22 protein-coding genes are annotated in these 24312 nt (G+C 59.2%); 18 read left to right on the plus strand and 4 right to left on the minus strand.

Annotation, left to right across the window (positions count from 1 at the left end; translation table 11 throughout):
- Window positions 1-31 precede the first annotated feature (31 nt).
- The 9 genes from JJ917_10275 (at window position 32) to JJ917_10315 (ending at window position 8875) form a co-directional block, all read left to right on the plus strand.
- Window positions 32-196, plus strand: coding sequence for a Flp family type IVb pilin (locus JJ917_10275; GenBank protein MBO6699205.1), 165 nt, complete (start codon window positions 32-34; stop codon window positions 194-196).
- 91 nt (window positions 197-287) lie between these two features.
- Complete coding sequence (locus JJ917_10280) at window positions 288-797, plus strand: prepilin peptidase (GenBank protein ID MBO6699206.1); 510 nt, start codon at window positions 288-290, stop codon at window positions 795-797.
- 170 nt (window positions 798-967) lie between these two features.
- The gene (cpaB, locus tag JJ917_10285; protein ID MBO6699207.1) at window positions 968-1771 is read left to right on the plus strand and encodes a Flp pilus assembly protein CpaB; all 804 of its coding nucleotides are present in this window, start codon (window positions 968-970) and stop codon (window positions 1769-1771) included.
- Window positions 1772-1827: 56 nt separating this feature from the next.
- Entirely contained in the window at window positions 1828-3243 is a 1416-nt protein-coding gene (locus tag JJ917_10290; protein MBO6699208.1) for a type II and III secretion system protein family protein, read from the plus strand.
- Between the two features lie 29 nt (window positions 3244-3272).
- Window positions 3273-4001, plus strand: a complete 729-nt coding sequence (locus JJ917_10295; GenBank protein ID MBO6699209.1) for a CpaD family pilus assembly protein — start codon at window positions 3273-3275, stop codon at window positions 3999-4001.
- A gap of 44 nt (window positions 4002-4045) precedes the next feature.
- Entirely contained in the window at window positions 4046-5308 is a 1263-nt protein-coding gene (locus JJ917_10300) for a CtpF protein (GenBank protein MBO6699210.1), read from the plus strand.
- A gap of 3 nt (window positions 5309-5311) precedes the next feature.
- A complete protein-coding gene (gene tadA / locus JJ917_10305; GenBank protein MBO6699211.1) occupies window positions 5312-6844 on the plus strand; it encodes a Flp pilus assembly complex ATPase component TadA in 1533 nt (510 codons plus the stop codon).
- A gap of 15 nt (window positions 6845-6859) precedes the next feature.
- Window positions 6860-7870 (plus strand): type II secretion system F family protein, encoded by a 1011-nt coding sequence (locus tag JJ917_10310; GenBank protein ID MBO6699212.1) that lies wholly within the window; start codon window positions 6860-6862, stop codon window positions 7868-7870.
- Between the two features lie 21 nt (window positions 7871-7891).
- Entirely contained in the window at window positions 7892-8875 is a 984-nt protein-coding gene (locus JJ917_10315) for a type II secretion system F family protein (GenBank protein MBO6699213.1), read from the plus strand.
- A gap of 117 nt (window positions 8876-8992) precedes the next feature.
- Here the strand turns inward: JJ917_10315 and JJ917_10320 are convergent, their stop codons facing one another.
- Window positions 8993-9802 (minus strand): tetratricopeptide repeat protein, encoded by an 810-nt coding sequence (locus tag JJ917_10320; protein ID MBO6699214.1) that lies wholly within the window; start codon window positions 9800-9802, stop codon window positions 8993-8995.
- A gap of 256 nt (window positions 9803-10058) precedes the next feature.
- Here JJ917_10320 and JJ917_10325 point away from each other — a divergent pair, with 256 nt between their 5' ends.
- From JJ917_10325 to JJ917_10335, 3 genes are read left to right on the plus strand one after another with little or no spacing between them, the layout of a single operon-like run.
- On the plus strand, window positions 10059-11426 hold the full coding sequence (locus JJ917_10325) for a leucyl aminopeptidase family protein (GenBank protein MBO6699215.1): 1368 nt from the start codon (window positions 10059-10061) through the stop codon (window positions 11424-11426).
- Window positions 11308-11877 carry a winged helix-turn-helix transcriptional regulator gene (locus JJ917_10330; GenBank protein ID MBO6699216.1) on the plus strand — a complete coding sequence of 190 codons (570 nt, stop codon included), beginning with the start codon at window positions 11308-11310 and terminating at the stop codon, window positions 11875-11877. Before JJ917_10325 ends, JJ917_10330 begins: the two co-directional genes overlap by 119 nt.
- On the plus strand, window positions 11877-12740 hold the full coding sequence (locus JJ917_10335; protein MBO6699217.1) for a C40 family peptidase: 864 nt from the start codon (window positions 11877-11879) through the stop codon (window positions 12738-12740). The genes JJ917_10330 and JJ917_10335 overlap by 1 nt, the downstream gene beginning before the upstream one ends.
- Here JJ917_10335 and JJ917_10340 read toward each other — a convergent pair.
- Genes JJ917_10340 through JJ917_10350 form a run of 3 tightly spaced genes read right to left on the minus strand, consistent with a single transcriptional unit; the run spans window position 12734 to window position 15404 of the window.
- A complete protein-coding gene (locus JJ917_10340; protein MBO6699218.1) occupies window positions 12734-13711 on the minus strand; it encodes a glyoxylate/hydroxypyruvate reductase A in 978 nt (325 codons plus the stop codon). The genes JJ917_10335 and JJ917_10340 overlap by 7 nt on opposite strands.
- Before the next feature lie 3 nt (window positions 13712-13714).
- Window positions 13715-14593: a prephenate dehydratase gene (locus JJ917_10345; protein ID MBO6699219.1), complete on the minus strand. Its 879-nt coding sequence runs from the start codon at window positions 14591-14593 to the stop codon at window positions 13715-13717.
- A 58-nt stretch (window positions 14594-14651) separates the two neighbouring features.
- Window positions 14652-15404 (minus strand): 3-deoxy-manno-octulosonate cytidylyltransferase, encoded by a 753-nt coding sequence (locus JJ917_10350; GenBank protein ID MBO6699220.1) that lies wholly within the window; start codon window positions 15402-15404, stop codon window positions 14652-14654.
- 190 nt (window positions 15405-15594) lie between these two features.
- Between JJ917_10350 and JJ917_10355 the strand changes: the two genes are divergently transcribed.
- The 6 genes from JJ917_10355 to JJ917_10380 all read left to right on the plus strand — a co-directional run bounded on the left by JJ917_10355 (window position 15595) and on the right by JJ917_10380 (window position 24235).
- Window positions 15595-16155 (plus strand): cytochrome c family protein, encoded by a 561-nt coding sequence (locus JJ917_10355; GenBank protein ID MBO6699221.1) that lies wholly within the window; start codon window positions 15595-15597, stop codon window positions 16153-16155.
- Between the two features lie 268 nt (window positions 16156-16423).
- Entirely contained in the window at window positions 16424-18490 is a 2067-nt protein-coding gene (locus tag JJ917_10360) for an ABC transporter substrate-binding protein (protein ID MBO6699222.1), read from the plus strand.
- Entirely contained in the window at window positions 18487-20349 is a 1863-nt protein-coding gene (locus JJ917_10365) for an ABC transporter substrate-binding protein (GenBank protein ID MBO6699223.1), read from the plus strand. Before JJ917_10360 ends, JJ917_10365 begins: the two co-directional genes overlap by 4 nt.
- Before the next feature lie 6 nt (window positions 20350-20355).
- Window positions 20356-21456: a microcin C ABC transporter permease YejB gene (locus JJ917_10370; GenBank protein MBO6699224.1), complete on the plus strand. Its 1101-nt coding sequence runs from the start codon at window positions 20356-20358 to the stop codon at window positions 21454-21456.
- Window positions 21456-22625, plus strand: a complete 1170-nt coding sequence (locus JJ917_10375; protein ID MBO6699225.1) for an ABC transporter permease — start codon at window positions 21456-21458, stop codon at window positions 22623-22625. The genes JJ917_10370 and JJ917_10375 overlap by 1 nt, the downstream gene beginning before the upstream one ends.
- A complete protein-coding gene (locus tag JJ917_10380) occupies window positions 22622-24235 on the plus strand; it encodes an ABC transporter ATP-binding protein (GenBank protein MBO6699226.1) in 1614 nt (537 codons plus the stop codon). The genes JJ917_10375 and JJ917_10380 overlap by 4 nt, the downstream gene beginning before the upstream one ends.
- Window positions 24236-24312: the final 77 nt, after the last annotated feature.

The raw sequence follows: 24312 nt of genomic DNA on the forward strand, positions 1-24312 counted from the left end.
ACATAAAACACAGTGTGTATGGAGTCTGGACATGAAAAAGTTTCTCTCGCGCTTCGTCAAAGACGAATCTGGCGCCACAGCCATTGAATACGGCCTGATCGCTGCTGGTATCGCAGTTGTTATCATTGGTGCCGTTCAGTTGGCAGGTGATAACCTCAACATCACTTGGGGTCTGATCGCCGCTGCAATGCTCTAAAGGCATTGCTGCTAAATTCAGCTTTCAAGAAGGGTGGCGCGTCACAACCGACGCGCCGCCTTTTTTCTTAGGTCGAGGGGAGATTCTGGGGATGGTGTTACAGTTCTTGGTGTTCGGTGTTTTTCCCGGGCTCGTCCTCTTGGCTGCGACGATGGACATGTTCACCATGACCATCCCGAACAAGCTTTGCCTTGCTTTGGTTGCAGCGTTCTTCGCCGCGGCGCCGTTTATTGATCTTTCTTTATCAATCGTCGGTTGGCATGTGTGTGCCGCACTTATCGCGCTTGCGATCACGTTCCTGTTGTTCGCCTCTGGTGTCTTTGGGGGTGGGGATGCGAAGCTGACCGCCGCCGTCGTTCTATGGCTCGGACCGAGCTTGGCGCTTGATTTTGCACTATTGGCCGCCCTGTTTGGCGGCATCCTGACCGCTGGCTTGATGGTGCTTCGCGCCTTCCCATCCTACACAGTGAGTGTCGAAAGTCCTTGGGCGGCGCGTTTGCTTTCCACCGAAGTCGGCATTCCCTATGGGATTGCACTCTCCACTGCGGCAATGATCGTCTTCGTTCAAAGCCCCTGGTTTGCTGCAGCGATCACCCACTAAAGAAAGCAGTGTTTGAGGCCCGGACAACCAATCGCTCAATTCGCTCACCTTCGGTTAACCTTACCTATACCTTTACGGCGCACTCTACGCTCGAGTTTTGCGTGCCATTGGTCGGAGTCTGACCCCATCAGCTGATGCGTGGCGCGCCCTTGCGTTGAAGGGATAGCGTTATGAAGTCCTCGCGAGTGATCGTGTTTGGCGTTGCTGCGGTGGCAGGCGGTCTAGCCTGGCTTGTGGCGGGAAACATTGCCGCACCGCCACCACCTGAAGTCATCGCTGAAGAGCCGTCGATTCCTTCTACCCGCGTGTTGGTTGCGCGTTACGATCTGACAATCGGCGAGCGGCTCAGCCCGTCAGCCATGGAATGGCAGGAATGGCCTGCCGCCAACGTTGCCCAAGCCTTTATCTCTGAGGACACCGACCCAGACGCCTTGCGCGAGTACGACCAAGGCATCGTCACGGCGCCAATCTATGCGGGCGAACCTATTCGCTCACCGGTGATCGCTACGTCAGGCCGCGGGTTCATGTCGGCTATTCTTCCATCAGGTCGGCGCGCCGTGTCGGTGCGCGTTGAAACGGAATCGCGCGCGGCCGGTTTCATCCTGCCCAACGATCGGATCGATGTGATCCTGACGCGCGTGCAGCGCGGAACTTCAAGCGATGGTGGCGATCTCTTCTCCTCTGAGACAATTTTGGAAAATGTCCGCGTGCTCGCCATTGATCAAACGTTCGAAGAGCGGGACGGCGAGAAGTTCGTTTCCGGTGAGATCGCAACGCTCGAGCTATCGCCTGGTGATGCGGAACTGATCGCGCTCGCTGATGAGATGGGCACGCTTTCTTTATCGCTGCGCTCGATCGCTGATTTGGAAGAGGGCGACGGCACAATTGACGAGGATGTCGCCCGCCGCTTGCGCGGTGGTGGTGGTCAAGGCGGCTCGATCCGCATGATCCGCTTCGGCATTCAGGGGGGTTGAGGACAATGACCACACGAACTGAAGGCCCCTACTCAACCGTTTACAAGGACCGCGCCATGCGCGCGATGCTTATGGTTGCGCTCGCTCTCGGTCTGACGATGGCCATCCTTCCGGCCACCACAGCGCGCGCGACCGGCATGGATGCGCTGACGATTACAAGCTTTGGCGAGACCCGCACGCTTTCACTTGGGATCAACAAGTCGATGGTCATCGAGTTGCCCGCTGACGTTCGTGATGTGCTGGTTTCCAATCCAGCGGTCGCCGATGCCGTGGTGCGCACCGCGCGCCGGGTGTTTGTGATCGGGATGGCAGCTGGCGACACCAACATCTTCTTGTTCGACGGCGCTGACCGTCAGATTGCTGTTCTCAATCTCACGATTCAACGCGACGTAACTGGCATCCAAGCGACGCTGGCAGACTTGATGCCGGGCGCTCGAATTGGCGTGGAACCGGTCAATGACGGCGTCATCTTGCGTGGTGTGGTGGAAAGCGCGGCGCAGGCGCAGACCGCCGTTGATGTCGCAACGCGCTTTGTCGGCGAAGCGAGCCGCGTGGTGAATGCCCTCCAGATCGCTGGTGGGGAACAGGTTCAATTGCGCGTCACCATCGCCGAGGTTCAGCGCACTGCACTACGCCAGCTTGGGGTCAATATTGGTGATTTCACCGGCGCAACAGCGCAGCCAGTGACCGCCGGCATCGGCGCTGCGACGCTGTCGGCACTGACATCTAACCCCTTCTCTTTGTCGGGTCAGGCGATTTCCAACTCCGTTCTAAACATCACCAGCAATGGCATATCTGCCCAAATTCGTGCGCTTGAACAGGATGGGATTGTGCGCACTCTGGCCGAGCCAAATCTGACAGCGGTGTCCGGCGAAGCGGCGAGCTTTTTGGCTGGCGGTGAGTTTCCGGTGCCCATCAGCCGGGACAGCCAAGGCAATGTGATCGTTGAATATAAGCCCTTTGGTGTTGGCCTCGGCTTTACGCCGATCGTGCTTGCCGGTGATCGTATCTCACTACAGATCGAAACCGAAGTGTCCGAGCTGACGGCTGAAGGTGCCTTCACCCTGCGCAGCGACAACGGCAATGATCTTTCGATCCCTGGCCTACGGGTCCGACGTGCATCGACCATGGTCGAGCTGCCGTCCGGCGGGTCGATCGTTATGGCCGGACTTATCGATCAACGACTTGCCCAAAACATCGACGGTATCCCAGGGCTCATGAGCCTGCCAATTATTGGTCAGCTGTTCCGATCATCAGATTTCCAACGCTCGCAAACCGAACTTGCCATCTTCATCACCCCCTACCTGACTCAGGCCGTCGCGCGTGATGATCTGGTGCGTCCGGATGAAAATCTGCGACCTGCAAGCGACCTTTCCACTTTGTTTTTCAACCAGCTGATCGAGCAGTACGGCGTGCAGGGTCAAGCGCCTTCAGGCCGGTACCACGGTCATGCTGGGTTCATTGTCCCCTAATGGGCGACATCGTGTGAGGATGTATGCGTATGACCGACAAATCCCTTAACAAAGCCGGACAGAACAAGGTTCTGCGCCTTGGCCTGTTGGGTGCCGCGGTGTTGGCACTAGGAGCGTGCAGCAACATTCACAGCAGCACGGGCACCTATGATCCACGCTTCATGAATTACGATCAGCGCCATGCGCTTAGCCTTCGTCAGCAAGAAGCGACACTGCCTCTGCTCGTCGGCGCCAACGCGACCGGGCTGACGAGCGGAGACCGAACCGCGCTGTCGGGGTTCATGCAGTCTTATTCGGCACAAGGTGAAGGCGCGCTTCGTATCCGCGTCCCGCAAGGCTCGGCGAACGCCCATGCGGCCAGAACTGCTCTTGGCGACATTCACGATGTCGTTTCGCGGTCCGGTGGCAACCCTAGCGCGATCCGCGTCGAGCACTACCAGGCGGGCAACGTGGATGCCCATGCACCTATCATTGTGATTTACGATCGGCTCGAAGCTGTCACGAACCCTTGCGGAACCTGGGCTGATCCGTTCAATCCGGCGCTCGAGCAATCGGACTTCTACAACTTCGGTTGCGCCAGCCAGGCTAATCTCGGCGCGTCCCTTGCTGACCCCCGCGATTTGGTCCGTCCACGCGGCATTGGAAGCCCCGATGCCGGCCGACGTGCCGAGGTCTTGGCCGCGTATCGCCGTGGCGAGCCGACGGCCACCCAACGTTCCTCCGAAGCTGAAGCTGCCGTCGCGCAGGTAGGTGAGTAATGCAGGACGACTATCCAGGCCAATTCCCTTCTGGACCGCCAGCGTTGCCTGAAGGGGCCGACGCCGATGGGTCTCTGGTCGACACCAGCGATATTGCGCCGGTGCCACGGATCACCATTCAAGCCTTCTGCGAAAGCCAGGCCTTGAGCGAAGCTGTCCAAGAGGCTTCCCGTGATCGGCGTATGGCCAAAGCTCATGTTCGCGCCTACCCAGGCGGCATCGCTGCGGCACTGGAATTCTACGCGTCGTCGCCGACGCCGAACCTGTTGATCTTGGAAAACCAAGCGCCAGCGGACCGGCTTCTCGATCAGCTGGGAAAACTGGCCGACGTCTGCGACCCTGGCACGGAGGTCGTCATTGTCGGGCACGTCAATGACGTGCTGCTCTATCGCGAGCTGATCCGTTGTGGCGTGCGTGATTACGTTGTCGCTCCGCTTGGGCCAATGGACGTTGTTCGCCTGATCTCAGAGCTCTACGCGTCGCAATCAGAGAAGGTCATCGGGAAGACTTATGCCTTCATCGGTGCGCGTGGCGGGTGCGGCGCATCAACCATCGCCCACAATGTGGCGTGGACGTTGTCGACCTCTCTGGAAACCAACACGGTAATCGTCGATTTCGATTTGCCGTTTGGCACCGCCAATTTGGATTTCAATCAGGATCCGCCCACGGGCATTGGCGATGTGGTCAACGCACCCGACCGCGTGGACGAGACTTTTGTCGACCGCCTGCTTGCGAAATGTTCAGATCGGCTGAGCCTGCTGGCAGCGCCTTCAACGCTCGACAAGGTGACGGATTTCCCGGAGCATCAGTTCGAACAGGTCACAGACTTCCTGCGCGCATCGGTTCCCGCATCCGTATTCGATCTGCCCCACCATTGGTCCGGTTGGGTGCGCAAGTCACTGATTGATGCCGACGAGTTGGTGATCGTTGCCGCGCCGGACCTTGCGAGCTTGCGCAACGCGAAAAACCTAATCGATGCGGTTAAACAGGCTCGTCCCAATGACGGTCCACCGCGTTTGGTTCTCAATATGGCGGGCATTCCCAAGCGCCCGGAAATTGAGGCGAAAGACTTTGCCGATGCCTTGTGCATTGAGCCGCTGGCCGTGGTCGAATTTGACGCTGAGGTCTTCGGCAATGCCGCCAATTCCGGCCATATGATCGCTGAAGTCGCGCCCAAGCACGAGGCGGTCGCCGCGTTTGAGGCCATAGCCTCAGCCATCACCGGCAAGGATTCGGGCCGGCGGAGCAAGAAATCGGCGTTGCCTTCCATCATGCAGAAGTTTCTGCAGCGCAAAAAGGCGTCCTAAGTCATGTTCGGCCGTCGCGGCACATCGGGTCCAACTTCCACACCTGGCTCCGTCGGGGGCAGCACTTTGCCGCCCGATCCCAGCCCGGCGCCAAGCCCTGCTCAGGCGCCGCGACCTTCCGATTCAACGTCGGCGGCGCCCACAGGTCAAACCGCTGCGGCCACTCCTGATCCGGTGATGCCAAAGCCGGAGCCTGTCCAGGCGACAGCTCCACAGGCGGAACCAGCCCCTAAAGCCCGTCGAGCCGACTACTACGACATCAAGACCGACGTTTTCTCAGCGATGATCGACACGATCGATCTGGCTCAGCTGACGCGGATGGACAACGACTCCGCACGCGAGGAAATTCGCGACGTCGTCACGGAAATCATCGCGCTGAAGAACCTCGCAATGTCGATTGCGGACCAGGAGATGATCCTGGAGGATATCTGCAACGACGTGATGGGTTTTGGCCCATTGGAGCCTTTGCTGGCGCGTGATGACATTGCCGACATCATGGTCAATGGCGCCGACAACACGTTCATCGAAGTCGATGGCAAGGTGCAGCAAACCTCGGTCAAGTTTCGCGACAACCAGCAACTGATGAACATCTGCCAGCGGATCGTGAGCCAGGTCGGCCGCCGGGTGGATGAAAGCTCGCCGATATGTGACGCGCGCCTGCTCGATGGGTCTCGTGTCAATGTGATTGCACCGCCACTGGCGATCGATGGGCCGACGCTGACCATTCGTAAGTTCAAAAAGGACAAGCTAACCCTCAAGCAGCTGGTCAATTTCGGTTCGATTACGCCTGAGGGCGCACAGGTTCTTGAAATCATCGGCAAGGTCCGCTGCAACGTAGTCATCTCAGGCGGCACAGGCTCGGGTAAAACGACCCTGCTGAACTGCCTGACCGCGTTTATCGAACAGGATGAACGCATCATCACCTGCGAAGATGCCGCCGAACTTCAGCTGCAACAGCCGCATGTGGTGCGCCTGGAGACACGCCCGCCCAATCTGGAGGGTGAGGGCACTGTGACGATGCGTGACCTGGTCAAAAACTGTCTGCGCATGCGCCCGGAACGGATTATCGTCGGTGAGGTTCGTGGACCAGAGGCTTTCGATCTTTTGCAAGCCATGAACACTGGCCATGACGGTTCCATGGGTACGCTGCACGCCAACTCGCCGCGTGAAGCCCTCAGTCGCATGGAATCGATGATCACAATGGGTGGCTTCTCGCTGCCCTCGCGCACCATCCGCGACATGATCACATCGTCGGTCGACGTAATCATTCAGGCTTCGCGTCTGCGCGATGGTTCGCGCCGCATCACGCACATCACCGAGGTGTTGGGCATGGAAGGCGACATCATCACGACTCAGGATCTCTTCGTTTATGAAATCCTGGGGGAGGACGCGAACGGCAAAATCATCGGCCGGCATAAATCCACCGGCGTTGGCCGCCCCAACTTCTGGGATCGTGCGCGTTATTACAACGAAGAGAACCGTCTTGCTGCCGCACTTGATGCGTCGGCTATTGATGATGAGCGTTTGTCCGCATGATGATGGGTGCGCGCCATGTTTGATCCTCAAACTGTGACGATGGCAGTCGGTATTTTGGCGGCGCTTTCGATCAGCGGCCTGGCCTATGCCTTGCTCTCGCCGCTGATGGATCGACAGGACAAAAAAGACCGGATCAACAAAGTCGCGGTCGTCGATCGCCGAGCCGTCCATGCCCGCCAAGCATCGGCCGAAGACGCGGCCAACCGGCGTAAAAACATCGCCTCCAAGCTGAAACAGCAGCAGCAACTTATAGACGAGAAAACAAAGAACGCTGGCTCGAGCAAAGCAACCTTAGAAATGCGCTTAAAGCGGGCTGGCCTCACCTGGAACAAGCGGTCCTTCTTGATGATCAGCGCGACCTGCGGTCTCGTAATCGTTGGTGCATTGATGAGTGTTGGCGCTCCGCTTTATGCCTCCATTGCCGGCGGCATTGCAGGCGCCTTTGGCCTGCCGAACTGGTATGTGAACTTCAAAGGCAAGAGCCGCATGAAAAAGTTCTTGCTCGAATTTCCCAACGCCATCGACGTGATCGTGCGCGGCATGAAGGCTGGCCTGCCGCTCAATGATTGTATGCTGATCATTTCGCGCGAAGCTGCCGAGCCGGTGCGCGGAGAGTTCAAACAGCTTGTCGAACAGCAGCAAATGGGCGTTCAGCTCAATGATGCGGTCGCCAAAATGTACGAGCGTGTCCCACTGCCGGAAGTGAATTTCCTTTCGATCATGATGGCCATTCAAGGTCAGTCAGGCGGCAACCTGTCTGAGCCCCTTGGCAACCTGTCTCGCGTGGTGCGCGATCGTAAAAAGATGAAAGCCAAAATCGACGCGATGTCGATGGAAGCCAAATCGTCCGCCGCCATCATCGCCTGTCTGCCGGTCGCAGTGATCACACTGATCTACCTTTCGACGCCCGACTACATCACGCTTCTATTCACCGAACGGCTCGGCAATCTGTTGCTGGGCGCGTGCGGCATCTTGATGCTCACTGGCGTGTTGGTGATGCGCAAGATGATCAACTTCGACATTTAGGCGTGAGACGGACCGGCCGCCATGGATGAGTTGCTCTACACGCTGACGAACCCGCAATTTCTGTTTGCGATGCTCAGTGCAATCGCTGTCGCCGCCACGGTTTTCACCATTGCGGTGCCGCTCCTGGCGAAAAACGATCTGGACGCGCGCAAGAAGCGCATGGCGGTGGAACGGTCGGCCATTCGTGCACGCGAACGCGCTGCGCTTGCGCGTGAAAGCCAGCGCGGTCCGCGGCCGACGCTGCGGCAGCAACCCAAGCAATACATGCAGAACATCGTCGATCAGTTCGACCTCAAACAGCGCCTGCTGGCCGATGGGACGCGGGACAAACTGGCCCAGGCAGGCGAACGCGGTGAAAGCGCCGTCGTGCGCTACATCTTCCTGCGGCTTGTTATCCCGGTCATTCTCTTCCTATTTGCCCTGGTCTACTTGTTTGGCATTGGCAACTTTGAGCAGCCGCCGCTCATTCGCATTCTCATTGCAATGGTGATCGGCGGCATTGGCACCTACGTGCCCAATGTCATGCTGAAGAACAAAATTCAGAAGCGACAGATCTCTATCCGCCGAGCTTGGCCCGATGCCCTCGATCTCATGCTGATCTGCGTGGAATCGGGCATGTCAATCGAGCAGGCCTTCAAGAAAGTAGCTGACGAGGTTGCGGTCCAATCCATTCCACTAGCCGAAGAGCTGGCGCTGGTGAATGCTGAGCTCGCCTATCTCAACGACCGGCGCAAAGCCTATGAAAATCTCGGCAAACGCACCGGCCTTGAGCAGGTCAAAGCGGTGATGACGTCGCTCATCCAGGCAGACAGCTACGGTACCCCGGTCGGACAAGCGCTCCGTGTGCTGGCGCAAGAGAGCCGTGATATGCGCATGGCGGAAGCGGAAAAGAAAGCTGCCGGTCTGCCGCCAAAACTGACCGTACCGATGATTGTGTTCTTCCTGCCCTGTCTTTTCCTGGTCATCATCGGCCCGGCGATTATCCAGGTGATGGCCCTGGATTAATCTCGCCGCACTCAACGGCGCGGAATATCTGAGACAAAAAAGGCCCGCCGGTTTGGGCGGGCCTTTTCTACGTGGCGTCGAAGTTGCGTTGATCGCCTGGCATCGCCTTTGTGTATTTTACTGATCCACCGCAGCCACTTGGCCCCAGCGGTCGGCCTCTGACAGCATTTGGCGCAGATAGGCGATGTTGGCCTCTGCCTGTTGCGGCGGCAAATCTTGCTGAGCGATTTGCATCGCCTCATCGAACCGACCTTGTAGGCCAACGACCAACGCAAGATTGCCGCGCACGCGTGGATCGACCTGTCGACCTCCTGCGAGCGCTTGGCGAAGCGTGCGCTCAGCCTCAGTCAAGTTTCCTTCGAGCACATAGGACATGCCTAGATTGCTAAGGATCGTCGGCTCGTCTGGCACAATGCGCAGCGCGCTGGCATAGGACTGACGTGCTTCGGCGTGACGGCCAAGCTGATCAAGGATCGTGCCTTGCGCGGACAACAGGCGCCAGTCAGGACGCGCTTGCGTGTGAGCCTGACCTATGACTTGCAAAGCCTCTTCGAAGCGACCTGCAGACGTGAGCGCCTTGGCATAAGCGGCCTGAACTTCGCGGTCACCTTCATTGGCGATCACCGCTCGGCGCAGAACCGCCACCGCCTGCTCGTGCCGCCCAAGCCCTCGCAAAGCGGCTGCATAGTTGAGGGCGGCCGTGCGATCGTTGGGATCGCGGTCATAGCGCTGCTCCCACTGGTTGGCGGCACGGCGCAACTGATCATCGGAAAACAATTCGGCGCGCCCTTCCACGGCAGTGCCATGGGTCGAAACAGCAGATGTGCTGCACCCGGCGACCACCAGCGCCGTGCCCACAAGAGCAAGGCTTGCCAGTTTGCGCCATTGGCGGGAGGGTGATCTGTGGGAAAACGGAACGTTGTTCATGACCAACTGCGCACAAAAAGCGTGGCGGTAGGCGAGCAATACGCGCATCATCCCTTGCCACATGGTTGTCTGCAGCAATACTCCGTTAACCCTAATGAACCCTTAAATCCGCTCGAAATCAGCGCCTTACCTTTGCTACAGCCGCTCCCCCTAAACCAACTCGACTGAGGCTCTTTTGACCGTATCCCTGCCCGATCGCACGGCGCTCGCCGCCCGTCTCCCACTGCCCGACAGCCTTGATGATGGCGCCCCCACCATGCCGCTCTTCTGCGTCACGTCGATGGACCAGGCGCGCGAAGCTCTGGGCGACAAGGACGCGGCGCTGCACAATTGGGCCAAAGCACAAGGATTCGAGGCCAAACCTGGGCAGGTGCTTGTATTGCCGGACGGTGACGGGGCAATCGTCGCGGTGCTGGTTGGTTGCAAAGCCAATGCGGCCGGTCTTGCCGATCCAGGTTTTGCGCTCGGCGCGCTTCCTGGGCAGCTGCCGGCGGGGACCTACACGCTCGAAACACCCATCGCCAATGCCGACATGGCGCTCACGGCATTTTTGCTTGGCACCTACAGTTTCACAACCTTCAAGCCGGCCAAACGCGGCGAGGTGCGCCTTGCCACCGCCGACGCCGCTCGCGAACGCGCCATCACCCAAGCACGCGGCGTCATCTTTGGGCGCGATCTCATCAACACACCGGCCAATCTGCTTGGCCCTGCCGCTTTGGCGGACAGCGCGCTTGGCATGGCCAAAGAGTTCGGTGCGGAGACCATTGTGATTGTGGGCGAGGACCTCCTTGATCCCAACAACCCCTTTCCAATGATCCACACTGTGGGGGCAGCCGCCAACAACGCACCGCGACTGTTCGATATGCGTTGGAACGGCGGCGCAGACGATGCGCCACGCCTGACACTGGTCGGCAAGGGCGTGTGCTTCGACAGTGGTGGGCTCAACATCAAGCCAGGCAATTCCATGGCGCTGATGAAGAAGGATATGGGCGGGGCCGCCGCCGTGCTCGGGCTTGCCCTGATGATTATGGAAGCCAAACTACCGGTGCGGCTGCGCGTGCTTATCCCTTGCGTTGAAAACGCGATCGCCTCGCAGGCCTTCCGGCCAAGCGATGTGCTCACGAGCCGCAAGGGCTTGACGGTGGAGATCGGCAACACCGATGCGGAAGGCCGTTTGGTGTTGGGCGATGCACTGGCGTTGGGCGATGAAGAGGCGCCCGACCTGATGATCGATATGGCGACCCTGACAGGTGCAGCACGCGTAGCACTTGGCCCCGATTTGCCTCCCTTCTTTACCGATCACGATGCCCTGGCAGATGCGATCATGGAAGCAAGTGAAGCGCAGGACGACCCAGTGTGGCGGATGCCGCTATGGGACCGCTACGACAGCGCCATAGCTGGCAAGGTCGGTGACATCTCCAACACGGGCAACATGCCTTTTGCCGGTGCCATTACCGCGGCTCTCTTCCTGCGGAGGTTCGTTGAAAAGGCAAAAAGCTGGGTGCATGTGGACATTTACGGCTGGACACCCTCGTCCCGGCCCGGTCGCCCAGAAGGTGGCGAGGCGCAGGCCATTCGCGCACTGTTTAACCTTGTCGCCAAGCGCTACGCCAAAACCGATTGATTCCAAGGCCCAAAAGGCGGTATCAATTGCGCTTCCGAAACAATTGTCGTGCGGAGCGCGTGTTGCGTTGAGTGGGTTCGCATCAACAGGGTATTCGCCAAGCCGAGGCGTTGGCTTGTCGCCGCAAAAAGCGTTGCGGCTCTGGCATGATGTCGCGCTGACGCGGGTCCGCGGCAATGTCGGTGACCTTACCGAACGGCAGATGTTGATCCTGCTGACAATCTATCTTGAGAACCCACCGCACACGGTGCGCGGCCTAGCCGCCAAACTCGGGGTCACCAAACCGGTTATCACGCGCGCCCTCGATACCATGGGTGCGATGGGCCTTGTCAGCCGCAAACGCGATGAAGCCGACAAGCGTAATGTTATCATCCAGCGCACGGTTGATGGAGCGCTATATGTCGAAGCGCTGGCCGAAACTATTGTTGGTCACGCCGAGGAATTGCGCTGATGCCTGATCGAGCGGCTCCGGCACTTGATCCGCGCATACATCCCTACAAACACGACATCGCCGCCGCCCATCTGAAAGGCGAGGTGGAGGCAGACATCTTTGTTGAGGGCAAACCGCACCGTGTCACCGAACCGCTCACAGACGTTTTGAGCGATCAAATGGGTGAGGCACGAACGAGCCAAGCGCTCTATGGTGAGACCTTCATGGTCTACCAGACCGAGGGCTATTGGGCCTGGGGTCAGTTGATGACCGATGGTTATGTCGGGTGGCTGAGCGCGCTTAGCCTGATTGCCAGCGACGGAACCGATCCAACGCACGTGGTTAGTGCGCCGCTCACCCGCGCGACCGACAAAAGCATCAAGGTGCTTGGCAATGGACCGATGCCCATGGGCGCGCAGCTTCGGGTATCTGATCCGTCAATTGAGATTGGCGGATCATCCGCCAGATTTGCCCAAAGCGATGCCGGCGCGCTGCCCGCCGACCATCTTCGCTCGCTTTCCACACCGGTCCACGATTGGGTCGCTGTGGCCGCACTTTTCACCAACACGCCCTATGTCTGGGGCGGACGATCAGCGCTTGGCATCGACTGTTCGGCATTGGTTCAACTGGCCATCCAGCAGGCGGGCATCGCCTGCCCACGCGACAGCGATATGCAAGAGGCACGGCTTGGCCATCAGGTCGAACGGTCAGATGGTCTGCAGCGTGGCGATCTTGCGTTTTGGCCCGGCCATGTCGGCATCATGTTGGATGATGCCACGCTGTTTCACGCCAACGCCTTTGCCATGGCCACCGTCGCGGAACCGCTCATCGATGTTGAACACCGCATCGGCGAAGCTCGGACAATCAAGCGGCTCGATCAATAACCGGCCTGTCGATCCACCAGATTGTCGAGCGTTTGACCTGATGCGTAGGCGATCAGATTTTCCACCATGCGACCAAGCAAGGATTCTGGCGCACTCATACCGGCCGTATGCGGCGTGATCAGAATGTTCGGCGCCGTCCACAGCGGGTGATCGCATGGCAAAGGCTCTTGATGGAACACGTCGATGGACGCTCCCTTCAGGACGCCATCTTGGAGCGCTTTGAGCAAATCATCTTCGTTTTGATGGCCACCGCGCCCGCCATTGATCAGAAACGGTCCGCCGGTCACGCCATCTTGCGGCAGCTTGGCAAAAAGATCAGCGTTCAAAATCTCGCGGGTTGCCTCAGTGAGCGGCAGCAAACAGATCAGAATATCGCTGCGCGCCAGAAACGCGTCGATCTCATCCAGCCCTGCAAAAACGGGGATTGACGTGTCCGGCTTCGGGTTGCGCGCCCACCCAGCTAGGTCGTAGCCCAACAGGTCGAGCACCGCCGCAACGGATTGGCCGAGCTCGCCAAATCCCATGATCCCAACACGCACATCGGGCGCTGACGTCTGCGGTAGCGGTTTCCATTCTGACCGCCTTTGCGCATCCAAATAGGCAAGCGCCTGGCGGTGGTGGGCGATGACGTTCATCACTGTCCACGCGGTCACGCGGCCCGTCAAATCTGGGTCGATGACACGGATGATGGCGACATCCTCGGCCAAGTCCTGGCGGCGCACCAAATGGTCAACGCCGGCGCCGGTTGAGAGAATGGCCTTCAGATTGGGAAAGTTGGAAAAGAAGCCGTCCGGTGTGTGCCAAGCAACAGCATACTTCACCTGCTCGCAAATCTCGGGCGCTGGCGGCGTCATGCCGTCTGAAAAGATCACATCCTCGCGCGGCACATGATGTTCCAGATGCGCGATCCAGCCATCCGGCGACCAATCGCCGACGGTCAGAACGATCTTTCCGAGGTCAGGCTTGCCCATGTTCTACACTCCCGGCGAGGGGCGCAGCGCCCGGTTTTCTTCTGGCTCCAAAATGTAGGCCCGGTAAGGGTGCGCGGCGAAGGTGCCGAGAATGCGCAGCTCCGCAGAGAAGAACTCCAATTCCTCCATCGCCAGGGCCACATGCTTGTCGTCCGGGTGCCCGTCAATCTCAGCGTAAAACTGAGAGGCAAAAAACTGTCCGCCCGTTTGATAGCTTTCCAGCTTGGTCATGTTGACCGAATTTGTGGCGAAACCCGACAGCGCCTTGAATAGGGCCGCCGACACGTTGCGCACACGGAAAATGAAAGCCGTAACGACCGGACCGTTACCTGCCGGAACACTGATCGGCTCGCGGGCGAGCGTGATGAACCGCGTGGTGTTGTGGTCCTCGTCTTCGATGTCCTCGGCGAGGACATCAAGGCCATAGACCTCGGCGGCCAAAGACGAGGCAATGGCTGCCTGGGTCGGATCATTGCGCTCAGCAATCTGGCGCGCCGAGCCTGCCGTGTCGGCGCCGATAACGGCTTCCAGCCGGTGCTCACGGAGGAATTTGCGGCACTGGCCGAGCGCCATCACATGGCTTTGCGCACTTTTCACTTGGTCGAGCCTGGTTCCTTTGATTGCCACTAGCTGGTGGTGAATCGGAAGAAAATGCTCTCCGGTGATATGAAGCGGCGATGTCGGCAGCAGATGATGAATATCGGCGACACGCCCGGCCACCGAGTTTTCGATCGGGATCATGCCAAGATCAGCCGAACCGTCCTCGATCAGCTGGAACGCGTCTTCAAACGTTGCGCAGGGCACAGGCTCAGCGTCGGGATAGGCTTCTTTGCAGGCGATGTGCGAGTTGGCGCCAGGCTCGCCCTGGAAAACGATCTTCATTTTTGTTTTGCGCAAGGCGCTCTGGTCTTTCAGACCAACCGCTTTGTTGCGCTGTTCCTTACATGTTGCTTGGGGACAGTTGCCGTCTGGCTTCGTCCAGATGCTCCGGCGTATCGACGCCCAGCGGTACACCATCAACGATAGCAACATCAATGCGCATTCCCGCTTCCAGCGCGCGCAGTTGCTCAAGCTTCTCACGAGTTTCCAGCGTCGATGGCGGCAAGCCGACAAAGCGCTCCAGCGCGGACCGCCGATACACGTAGAGACCGATATGGTGAAACAGCGGGCCATCGCCGTGCGGCGCGGTAGCGCGTGTGAAGTACAGGGCGCGCAAATGCCTGTCGCTGAGCGGCGTGCCAACGACCTTGACGACGTTTGGGTCGGTGCGCTCATGGTCGACTGTGATCGGGGTGGTGAGCGTCGCGATATCAACCGCCGGATCTTCCATCAGCATGGCTGCCTTTTGGATGATCGCGGGATCGAGCGTCGGCAAATCTCCCTGGACATTGACGATCAGGTCCATCTGTCTATCGGGATCGAGCGTTTGCAGCGCTTCAAAAATCCGGTCGGAACCCGAGGGATGGTCGGCCCGTGTCATCACCGCCTTGCCGCCATGCGCCTCGACCGCACGCAAGACATCGGCGTCATCGGTGGCCACGACCGGCTCACCCAATCCGGCCTCTCGGGCACGATCGACGACATGGACGATCATCGGTTTCTCGCCGATCATCGCCAATGGCTTGCCCGGTAGCCGAGTGGAGGCCATCCGGGCCGGAATCAACACCAGGGAACGGGGCAATTTTTCGCTCATAGGGGCAGGCCTTTGGATGCGTTCTTGCCATTTACCCCCAGCGGATCGGGCAAATGGTCGCAAGACCCCCCTGTCATCCCTTTGAACTTATTGCAAGGCGGCGGCTTATAGGGTTATCACCGCGACCAATTGCGGGCGCGCACGCGCCTGATCTTTCCGTCGACCACAGCATAGATTGGGATTTTTCGACATGGACGGCTTTGAGCTCAACAAGATTGTGGGCGCGCTTCTGGGATCGGTTCTTGTGGTGATGCTTGTCGGCTTCATCGCTGAGCTCCTCTACCATGTCGATGAACCGGAAGTTGCCGGCTACTCGATCGAGGTGCCTGAAGAGGAAGTCGCCGACGCCTCCGCCGAGGAAGAAGAGATGGTCTCGGTGCTTGATCTGCTGGCGACCGCCGACGTGGCTGCTGGCGAAAGCGCCGTGCGTCGCTGTGCTTCCTGCCACACGTTTGAAGAAGGTGGCGCCGATGGCGTTGGTCCGCACATGTGGGGCGTGGTCAACCGTCCCAAGGGCTCCGTTGACGGCTTCAACTATTCTGATGCCATGGCCGCTGTTGGCGAAGCCGGTGAGGTTTGGGGTTTTGAAGAGTTGGACGGCTTCATCGCCAACCCGCGTGGCTACCTTGAAGGCACGACGATGGGCTTTGCCGGCATTCGCGACGTGGAAGATCGCGCCGACATCCTGGCCTATCTGAACACACTGCAAGCCGAGCCGATCGACCTTTCCACGGTTGCGGCAACGCAGTAGCGCGCCATTCTGGCTGCTCGACATTCGACACGATACGCAAAGCGCCGGCAACAACCGGCGCTTTTTTGCGTTCCTGCGCCAAAAACTCCCTGATCAACGGCGCGTGATCAAACACCCGCCCTCGCCGCCATGCCGCAACTGCGCCATATTCCCCATCACGTTTGGTTTCGAATCATGATCCCAGGTCAGTGGCTGGCACCCTCTTTGCTTTGCCGAGCCTTTGAAGTGGGTCAGGAGCCAATGGAACAACGCGAGAAGGTAGTGCCTCGTGATTTTTGCTAACCGCGGTGGCCTGACGGCCGCTGTCACCAAGTTCGGGCTGGTCGTTGGCGTCGTCGGCAGCCTTGCTTTGATTGCTGCCATTGGCGCGACGGCGCAAGGCGCATCAACCGACAACACTGTTTCAGAGACGCCTGATCCAACTGTTACTGAGCAAACGCTCGAATTGCCTCCGGCGACGTTCGATGATTGGCGCCACGCGGCAACGCTCAATGAGACAGCGCCGAAATACCCCGAGGGTTTTGCGCATTTCGATTATGTCAATCCGCAAGCGCCGAAGGGTGGTGCGGTTCGGATGGCCGATCTTGGCTCCTTCGACAGCCTCAATTTCCTGCCGGCGCGCGGCGAAATCCCGCTCGGGCTTGGTCTTGTCTATGACACGTTGATGACGCCCTCGCTCGACGAGCGCTCGACCGCCTATGGATTGCTTGCCGAAGCGATGCGCTACCCGGACGACTATTCTTACGTCACCTACCGCTTGCGCGAAGAAGCAAGGTGGCATGACGGGGTTCCCGTCACGCCGGCGGATGTGGTGTTTTCGTTCAACGCCCTGGTTGAACACAACCCGCAGCAGGCGGCCTACTATTCCCATGTAACCAGCGCGGTCATCAGCGGTGAGCGCGAAGTGACCTTCACCTTTGACCAGACTGGCAATCGCGAACTCCCGCATATTGTTGGCCAGTTGATTGTCATGCCCGCCCATTGGTGGACGGAGAGCGATGGCGACGACAATATCCGCGACATCACCCGTGGTACGCTCGAGGCGCCGCTTGGCTCAGGGCCCTATCGGATCGCCGAGGTCAATGCCGGTCGCAGCATCACCTATGAGCGGGTGGAGGACTATTGGGCCGCTGATCTCAACGTGAATGTCGGCCACTATAATTTCGACCGGATCACCTATCTCTATTTCCGCGACAGCGACGTGGCGTTTGAGGCGTTTAAAGCCGACGCTTTCGATTTCCGGGTCGAAAACCGGGCGCGCAACTGGGCCACTGGCTACGATATCTCTGCCGTCGAGGACGGTAGGATCGTGATGGAGGAGTTCGAGCAACCCTATCGCAGCCGTGGGCTGATGGTCGGCTTCATCATGAACGCCCAGCGGCCGCTGTTTGCCGACAGGAACATCCGCAGGGCGATGAACTATGTGTTCGACTTTCAGGCGATCAATCGTGGCCTCTTCTTCGACAGCTACCGGCAATATGACAGCTACTTCACTGGCCTCGACGAGTTGGCAAGCTCCGGCGTACCGGAAGGCGCGGAGCTTGCCCTGCTGGAAGAGCTGCGCGAGGACGGTAAGGCGATCCCCGATGAGGTGTTCACCACCCCTTATTTCAATCCGGAAAACGCTAGCCCAGAAGATCGGCGTGAAAACATCCGTACCGCCTTGGAGCTTTTCGAGGCTGGCGGCTGGACGGTGCGCGAAGAGGTCGATCCGGAACAGGCGGGCACCGGCTTCATCCACCGCATTCTGGTTGCCATCGGCTTGCGCTCAGACCCGACGCGACGGGTGATGCGCGATGCGTCCGGCGCGCCGGTGGTGATTGAGCTGCTACTCAACGGCCCAACCCAAGAACCAGCGGCCAATCAACTGGCGCAATCGCTGGAACTTGTGGGCATTGAGCTGGTCGTGCGCATCGCCGACTCCTCGCAATACACCAACCGCGAGCGTTCGCGCGACTATGACATGATCTATTCCGGCTGGGTGCAGTCGACCTCGCCAGGTAACGAGCAGCGCGACTTTTTTAGTTCACGTGCCGCGTCGGTTGAGGGGTCGCGCAACACAGCAGGCGTTGCTGATGACGCCGTCGATGCATTGATCGAGCGGATCATCTTTGCTGAAGATCGTGAGGCACTGGAAGTCGCAACACGGGCGATGGATCGTGTGCTGCTTTGGAACCACCACGTGATTCCAGGATGGGGCGTGCCGGCCGCGCGCATCGCACGCTGGGACCGGTTTGATCATCCTGACGAACTGCCCACCTACGCAATCGGCTTTCCGACGATCTGGTGGTACGATGAGGAACGCGCGGCGATCACTGGGGAGGCCGACGAATGAGCCTTAAAACGCCCACTCTCATTTCGCGCTCGGTGACGCGCCGAACCGTGCTGAAGACGTCCGGCGGCTTGGTGGCAGCAAGCGCGATGCCTCTATCGGCCTTCGGGCAAGGCTCGATGACACGCAGCCACGGCCTTTCCTCCTTTGGGCAGTTGGCGTTACCTGTCGATTACACACATTTTCCGCATGTGAATGTCGACGCACCCAAGGGTGGCACGCTGAGCTTTCAGCCCGGCACGCGGCTCATGAATCAGAATTTCAATACCTTCAACACGCTCAACGGCTTTGTGAACCGAGGCGATGGCGCGTTGCGCATCGAGCTGACGTTCGACGGCCTGATGACCGTGACAGGCGATGAAGTGGATTCCTACTATGGGGTGCTCGCCGAGTGGGTTGAGTTCACCGATGACGGCCTGATCTACGATTTCAAAATCAGGCCCGAGGCCCGCTTTCACGATGGCAGCCGCGTGATGGCGTCGGATATCGCTTGGTCAATGCAGACACTCGCCGAGCAAGGTCATGAAACCCTGAAACCGGCGCTTGCACCGATTGAAAGTGCACAGGCGCTGGAAGAGGATTTGCTGCGCGTCACCTTTGCCGAAGGACGTCCGCGTACCGCGCATCTGGCGATCTTGGGCCTACCCACGTTCTCGCAGCGATTCTGGGACGGCAAAGACTTCGAAGCCTCCACCCTTGAGCCCATCCTTGGCTCCGGTCCCTATCGCGTGGGAGATTTCGAGGTCGGGCGGTACATCGAATACGATCGCGTGGACGACTATTGGGCGGCTGACATGCCCTTTACCCGTGGCACCAACAACTTCGGCACCATCCGGATCAATTTTTTCCGCGACCGTGATGTGGCATTTGAAGCCTTCAAGGCCGGTGAGATGAATGTGCGGCGCGAGTCCGTGTCTCGCCTTTGGGCGACGGCGTATGATTTCCCACGCGTCGAAAGCGGCGAGGTTATTCAATCGACCATCGAAAATGAACAACCCGGCGGGGCGCAAGGGGCTTACTTCAACACCCGTCGCGAGAAGTTTTCTGACCGACGCTTGCGCCAAGCAATCGGGCTCCTATTCGATTTTGAGTGGACGAACGAACGGATTTTCTTCGGGCTCTACAAGCGCACGCAGTCCATGTTCCAGAATGCGCCTTATATGGCTGAAGGACTGCCCAGCGAAGCAGAGCTGGCCATCCTTGAACCCTTCCGCGCCGATCTGCTTCCTGAGACGTTTGAAGAGCCTTATATCCCGCCGACCTCTGACGGATCGGGTTCTGACCGGCAGTTGCTTGGCGAGGCCAACCGTCTGATGCGCGAGGCAGGTTGGAGCCTTGATGGCGGACGACGCGTCAATGCCGATGGCGAGCAGCTTGCCGTGGAGTTTCTGCTCGCTTCGCAGGCCTTTGAACGCATCTATTCGCCCATGGTTCAGAACATGCAGCGGCTTGGCATCGACGCTTCATTACGCATTGTCGACCCAACCCAGTATCAGTCCCGCATCAACAGTTTCGACTTCGACGTCGTCGGGCTCAACCTCGCACCCAATCTCACACCCGGCAGCAGCATGCGCGCCATCTATGGGTCTTGGTCAGCCAACCAACCAGGCGCCTGGAATGTTGCCGGCATCGCCGTGCCAGCCATTGATGCGCTGATCGAGATGGCCGAGGCCGCCGAAACACTCGACGAGCTCTACACAATCATGAGCGCAATGGACCGTGTCTTGCGGCCCTTCCACTTCTGGATTCCGCAATGGCATTCCGGCGCGCATTGGATCGCGCACGAGTCGCGCATTCAACGCCCAGCGACGGTGCCGCGCTTCACGCTGCCTATTGAAACCCATTGGTGGATGGAGAGCTAACGCCGCATGCTCGCCTATATCGTCCGCCGCGTGCTTTTGATGGTGCCCACGATTTTGGGCATCATGGCGCTGTCGTTCGCGGTGGTGCAGTTTGCCCCCGGAGGACCCATCGAGCGGGTGATCGCTCAGCTCCAGGGCACAGACGTCAGCGCGACCGAACGCTTCACCGGCGGCAGCGGCGACTTTTCCGGACAAGAGCAGGATTTCAGCGGCGAGGATGGCAGCGTCTATCGCGGCGCGCAGGGCCTCGATCCGGAGTTCATCGCCGAGCTTGAGCGCCAGTTTGGTTTCGACAAACCTCCACTGGAACGCTTCGCATTGATGATCTGGAACTATGCGCGGTTCGATTTCGGCGAGAGCTATTTCCGAGACGTCGAGGTGATCGATCTCATTGTCGAGAAGCTGCCGGTCTCGATCTCGCTCGGGCTTTGGATGACGCTGCTTTCCTACGGCATCTCTATTCCGCTGGGCATCGCCAAGGCGGTCAAAGACGGCACACGCTTTGATATTTGGACCAGCGCGGTGGTGATCGTCGGCTACGCGATACCCGGGTTCCTGTTCGCGATTCTGCTCATCGTTTTGTTCGCCGGCGGATCGTTTTGGGACCTTTTCCCGCTCACAGGCCTCACCTCAGAAAACTGGGATGAACTGTCCTGGTGGCAGAAAATCCTCGACTATTTCTGGCATCTTACCCTGCCCTTGATCGCCATGGCGGTCGGCGCCTTTGCCACAACGACGCTGCTCACCAAAAACTCGTTCCTGGATGAAATCCGCAAGCAATATGTGACGACAGCGCGCGCCAAGGGCCTGGATGAGCGCACCGTGCTTTACGGCCACGTTTTTCGCAACGCGATGCTGATCATCATTGCCGGTTTCCCGGGAGCTTTCATATCCGCCTTTTTCACCGGCGCGCTGCTGATCGAGACGATCTTCTCGCTCGATGGGCTCGGTCTGCTTGGCTTTGAGAGCATTTTTGGTCGAGACTACCCTGTGGTGTTCGGCACGCTCTATATCTTCTCGCTGATGGGGCTCATCGTCGCGCTGCTGTCTGACCTTGTCTATATGTGGGTTGATCCGCGCATCGACTTTGAGGCGCGGCGAACCTGATGGACGCGCGCAACCCCGCCATTGACGTAGACGTAGAGCCTGCGACGAGCGATGCGCCGGTGCAGATGAAGCGCAAAGGCTTGTCGCCGCTCAATGTGCGCCGCCTTAACAATTTCAAAGCCAACCGGCGCGGCTGGTGGTCGCTTTGGATTTTCCTGGCGCTCTTTCTGCTCACCTTGTTTGCTGAACTGGTGGCCAATGAGCGGCCGCTGATCGTCTCCTACAAAGGCGAGCTGCTTTTTCCGGTGATTGTCGACTACCCGGAGGAAAAATTTGGCGGCTTCTACGCCATCACCCGCTATTACGACCCGTTCATCCGCGAAGAAATCGAGGCCAATGGTTGGATGATCCATGCGCCGATCCGCTACGATCACACCACCCGCTCCTATGCTTCACAGATGCCTTACCCCATCGCTCCGACCTGGATGCTGGAGAGGGAAGAGGCCTGTTCCAATCTTCCCGACGGGCCTGAGGACGCCTATTGCGGGCCAGGCGGTTGGCATTGGCTGGGCACGGATGATCAAGGGCGCGATGTGCTCGCCCGGCTTATCTACGGTTTCCGGCTATCGGTGCTCTTTGGCCTGACGCTGACCATCATCTCATCGGTCATCGGCATCGCAGCGGGAGCTGTCCAAGGTTATTTCGGCGGCTGGACGGACCTGTTGTTCCAGCGCTTCATTGAAATCTGGACATCGATCCCCTCGCTCTATCTTCTGCTGATCTTTTCGGCTTTCTTCGTGCCTGGCTTCTGGACCCTACTTTTCATTCTGCTGCTCTTCAGTTGGGTGGCGCTGGTGGGGCTGGTGCGCGCGGAGTTTTTGCGTGGGCGCAACCTTGAATATGTGCGCGCCGCGCGCGCTCTGGGGCTTTCGGACGTGCGGATCATGTTCCGCCACATCCTGCCCAACGCGATGGTCGCGACCGTCACTTTCCTGCCGTTCATCTTGTCCGGCTCGATCACCACGCTGACCGCGCTTGATTTTCTAGGCCTCGGCCTGCAAGGCGATGCGCCCTCGCTGGGCGAGTTGCTAGCGCAGGGCAAGGAAAACCGAAACGCGCCGTGGCTTGGGCTCACCGGCTTCATGACCATCTCGATCATGCTCTCGCTGCTCATCTTTATCGGCGAGGCGGTGCGCGATGCCTTCGATCCGCGAAAGGTTGAGGGATGAGCGCCCCGTTGCTTCAGGTGAACGATCTCTCGGTGGCCTTTCGCTCCGGAGAGGAAGTCAACACGGTCGTTGATCGCGTCTCCTTCGATGTTGCCATGGGCGAGACCGTCGCCCTGGTCGGCGAGTCCGGGTCCGGCAAATCGGTGTCCGCACTCTCGGTCCTGCAACTGCTGCCTTACCCCGCCGCCTCACACCCCTCCGGCTCCATTCAGTTCGATGGGCAAGAGCTTCTCGGCGCTGACGACAAGCAGTTGCGGTCCGTACGTGGCAATGACATCTCGATGATCTTTCAGGAGCCGATGTCCTCGCTCAACCCGCTGCACAGTGTGGAGCGGCAGGTGGGCGAGGTGCTGAAAGTCCATCAAGGCATGCGTGATGAAGCCGCCCGGGTGCGCACGCTGGAACTGCTTGACCGCGTCGGTATTCGCGATCCGGAAAGCCGCCTGCGCAGCTATCCACACCAGCTCTCCGGCGGCCAACGTCAGCGCGTGATGATCGCCATGGCGCTGGCCAACACGCCCAAACTGCTGATCGCTGATGAGCCGACCACGGCACTTGATGTCACCGTTCAGGCGCAGATCCTGCGGCTGCTGGTGGAGCTCCAGCAGGAGCTTGGCATGGCAATGCTGTTCATCACCCATGATCTTGGAATCGTGCGGCGTTTGGCGAAAACCGTGAACGTGATGCAAGGCGGCCAGATCGTTGAAACAGGGTCCGTCGCCGAGGTGTTTTCCAACCCGCAGCACGATTACACGCAGATGCTGCTTTCCACCGAACCCTCTGGTGCGCCGCTCGGCAAACCGGACGAGGGCATCACGTTGGCCGCCGATGATCTCAAAGTCTGGTTCCCGATCAAGAAAGGCGTGTTGCGCCGCACCGTCGATCACATCAAGGCGGTCGATGGCGTCGACCTTACGATCCGCCAAGGCGAGACGTTGGGTATTGTCGGCGAGTCCGGCTCGGGCAAGACGACGCTGGGTCTAGCGCTCCTGCGATTGACGGAGTCCAAAGGCGCGATCCGCTTCAAGGACATAGACATCACCAGCCATGGCACCAAGCAGATGCGCCCGCTGCGCAGCGAGCTTCAGGTGGTGTTTCAAGATCCCTTTGGCTCGCTATCACCGCGCATGTCGGTCTCCGATATCATCGAAGAGGGGCTGCTGATCCATCATCCGAAGATGGGCTATTTGGAGCGCGACCAAGAGATTATCGCAGCGCTGGAAGAGGTGGGTCTCGACCCTGAAACCCGCTTCCGCTACCCGCACGAGTTTTCCGGTGGCCAACGTCAACGCATCTCGATCGCCCGCGCGCTTGTGCTGAAACCGCGCGTGATCCTGCTGGATGAGCCGACATCAGCCCTTGATATGAGCGTGCAGGCGCAGGTGGTCGATCTACTGCGCGATATCCAGAAAAAGCACAATCTGGCCTATCTCTTCATCAGTCACGACCTCAAAGTCGTGCGCGCCCTCTCGCACCGGATTCTCGTGATGAAGGATGGTAAGGTGGTGGAATCGGGCACACGCGAGGAAATCTTCGACAACCCCAAAGAGCCCTACACCCGCGAACTGATTGCTGCGGCGTTCGACGAGACGATGCTGGCGGCAGAGTAAGCGCAGCTCCAGGCGCAACGGCGGCGTTACGGTCACATCGACCGCTCTGCATCACCGACCCAAAGCTGGCTCTGACC

It is taken from the genome of Hyphomicrobiales bacterium (genome assembly GCA_017642935.1).
Taxonomy (GTDB): domain Bacteria; phylum Pseudomonadota; class Alphaproteobacteria; order Rhizobiales; family MH13; genus MH13.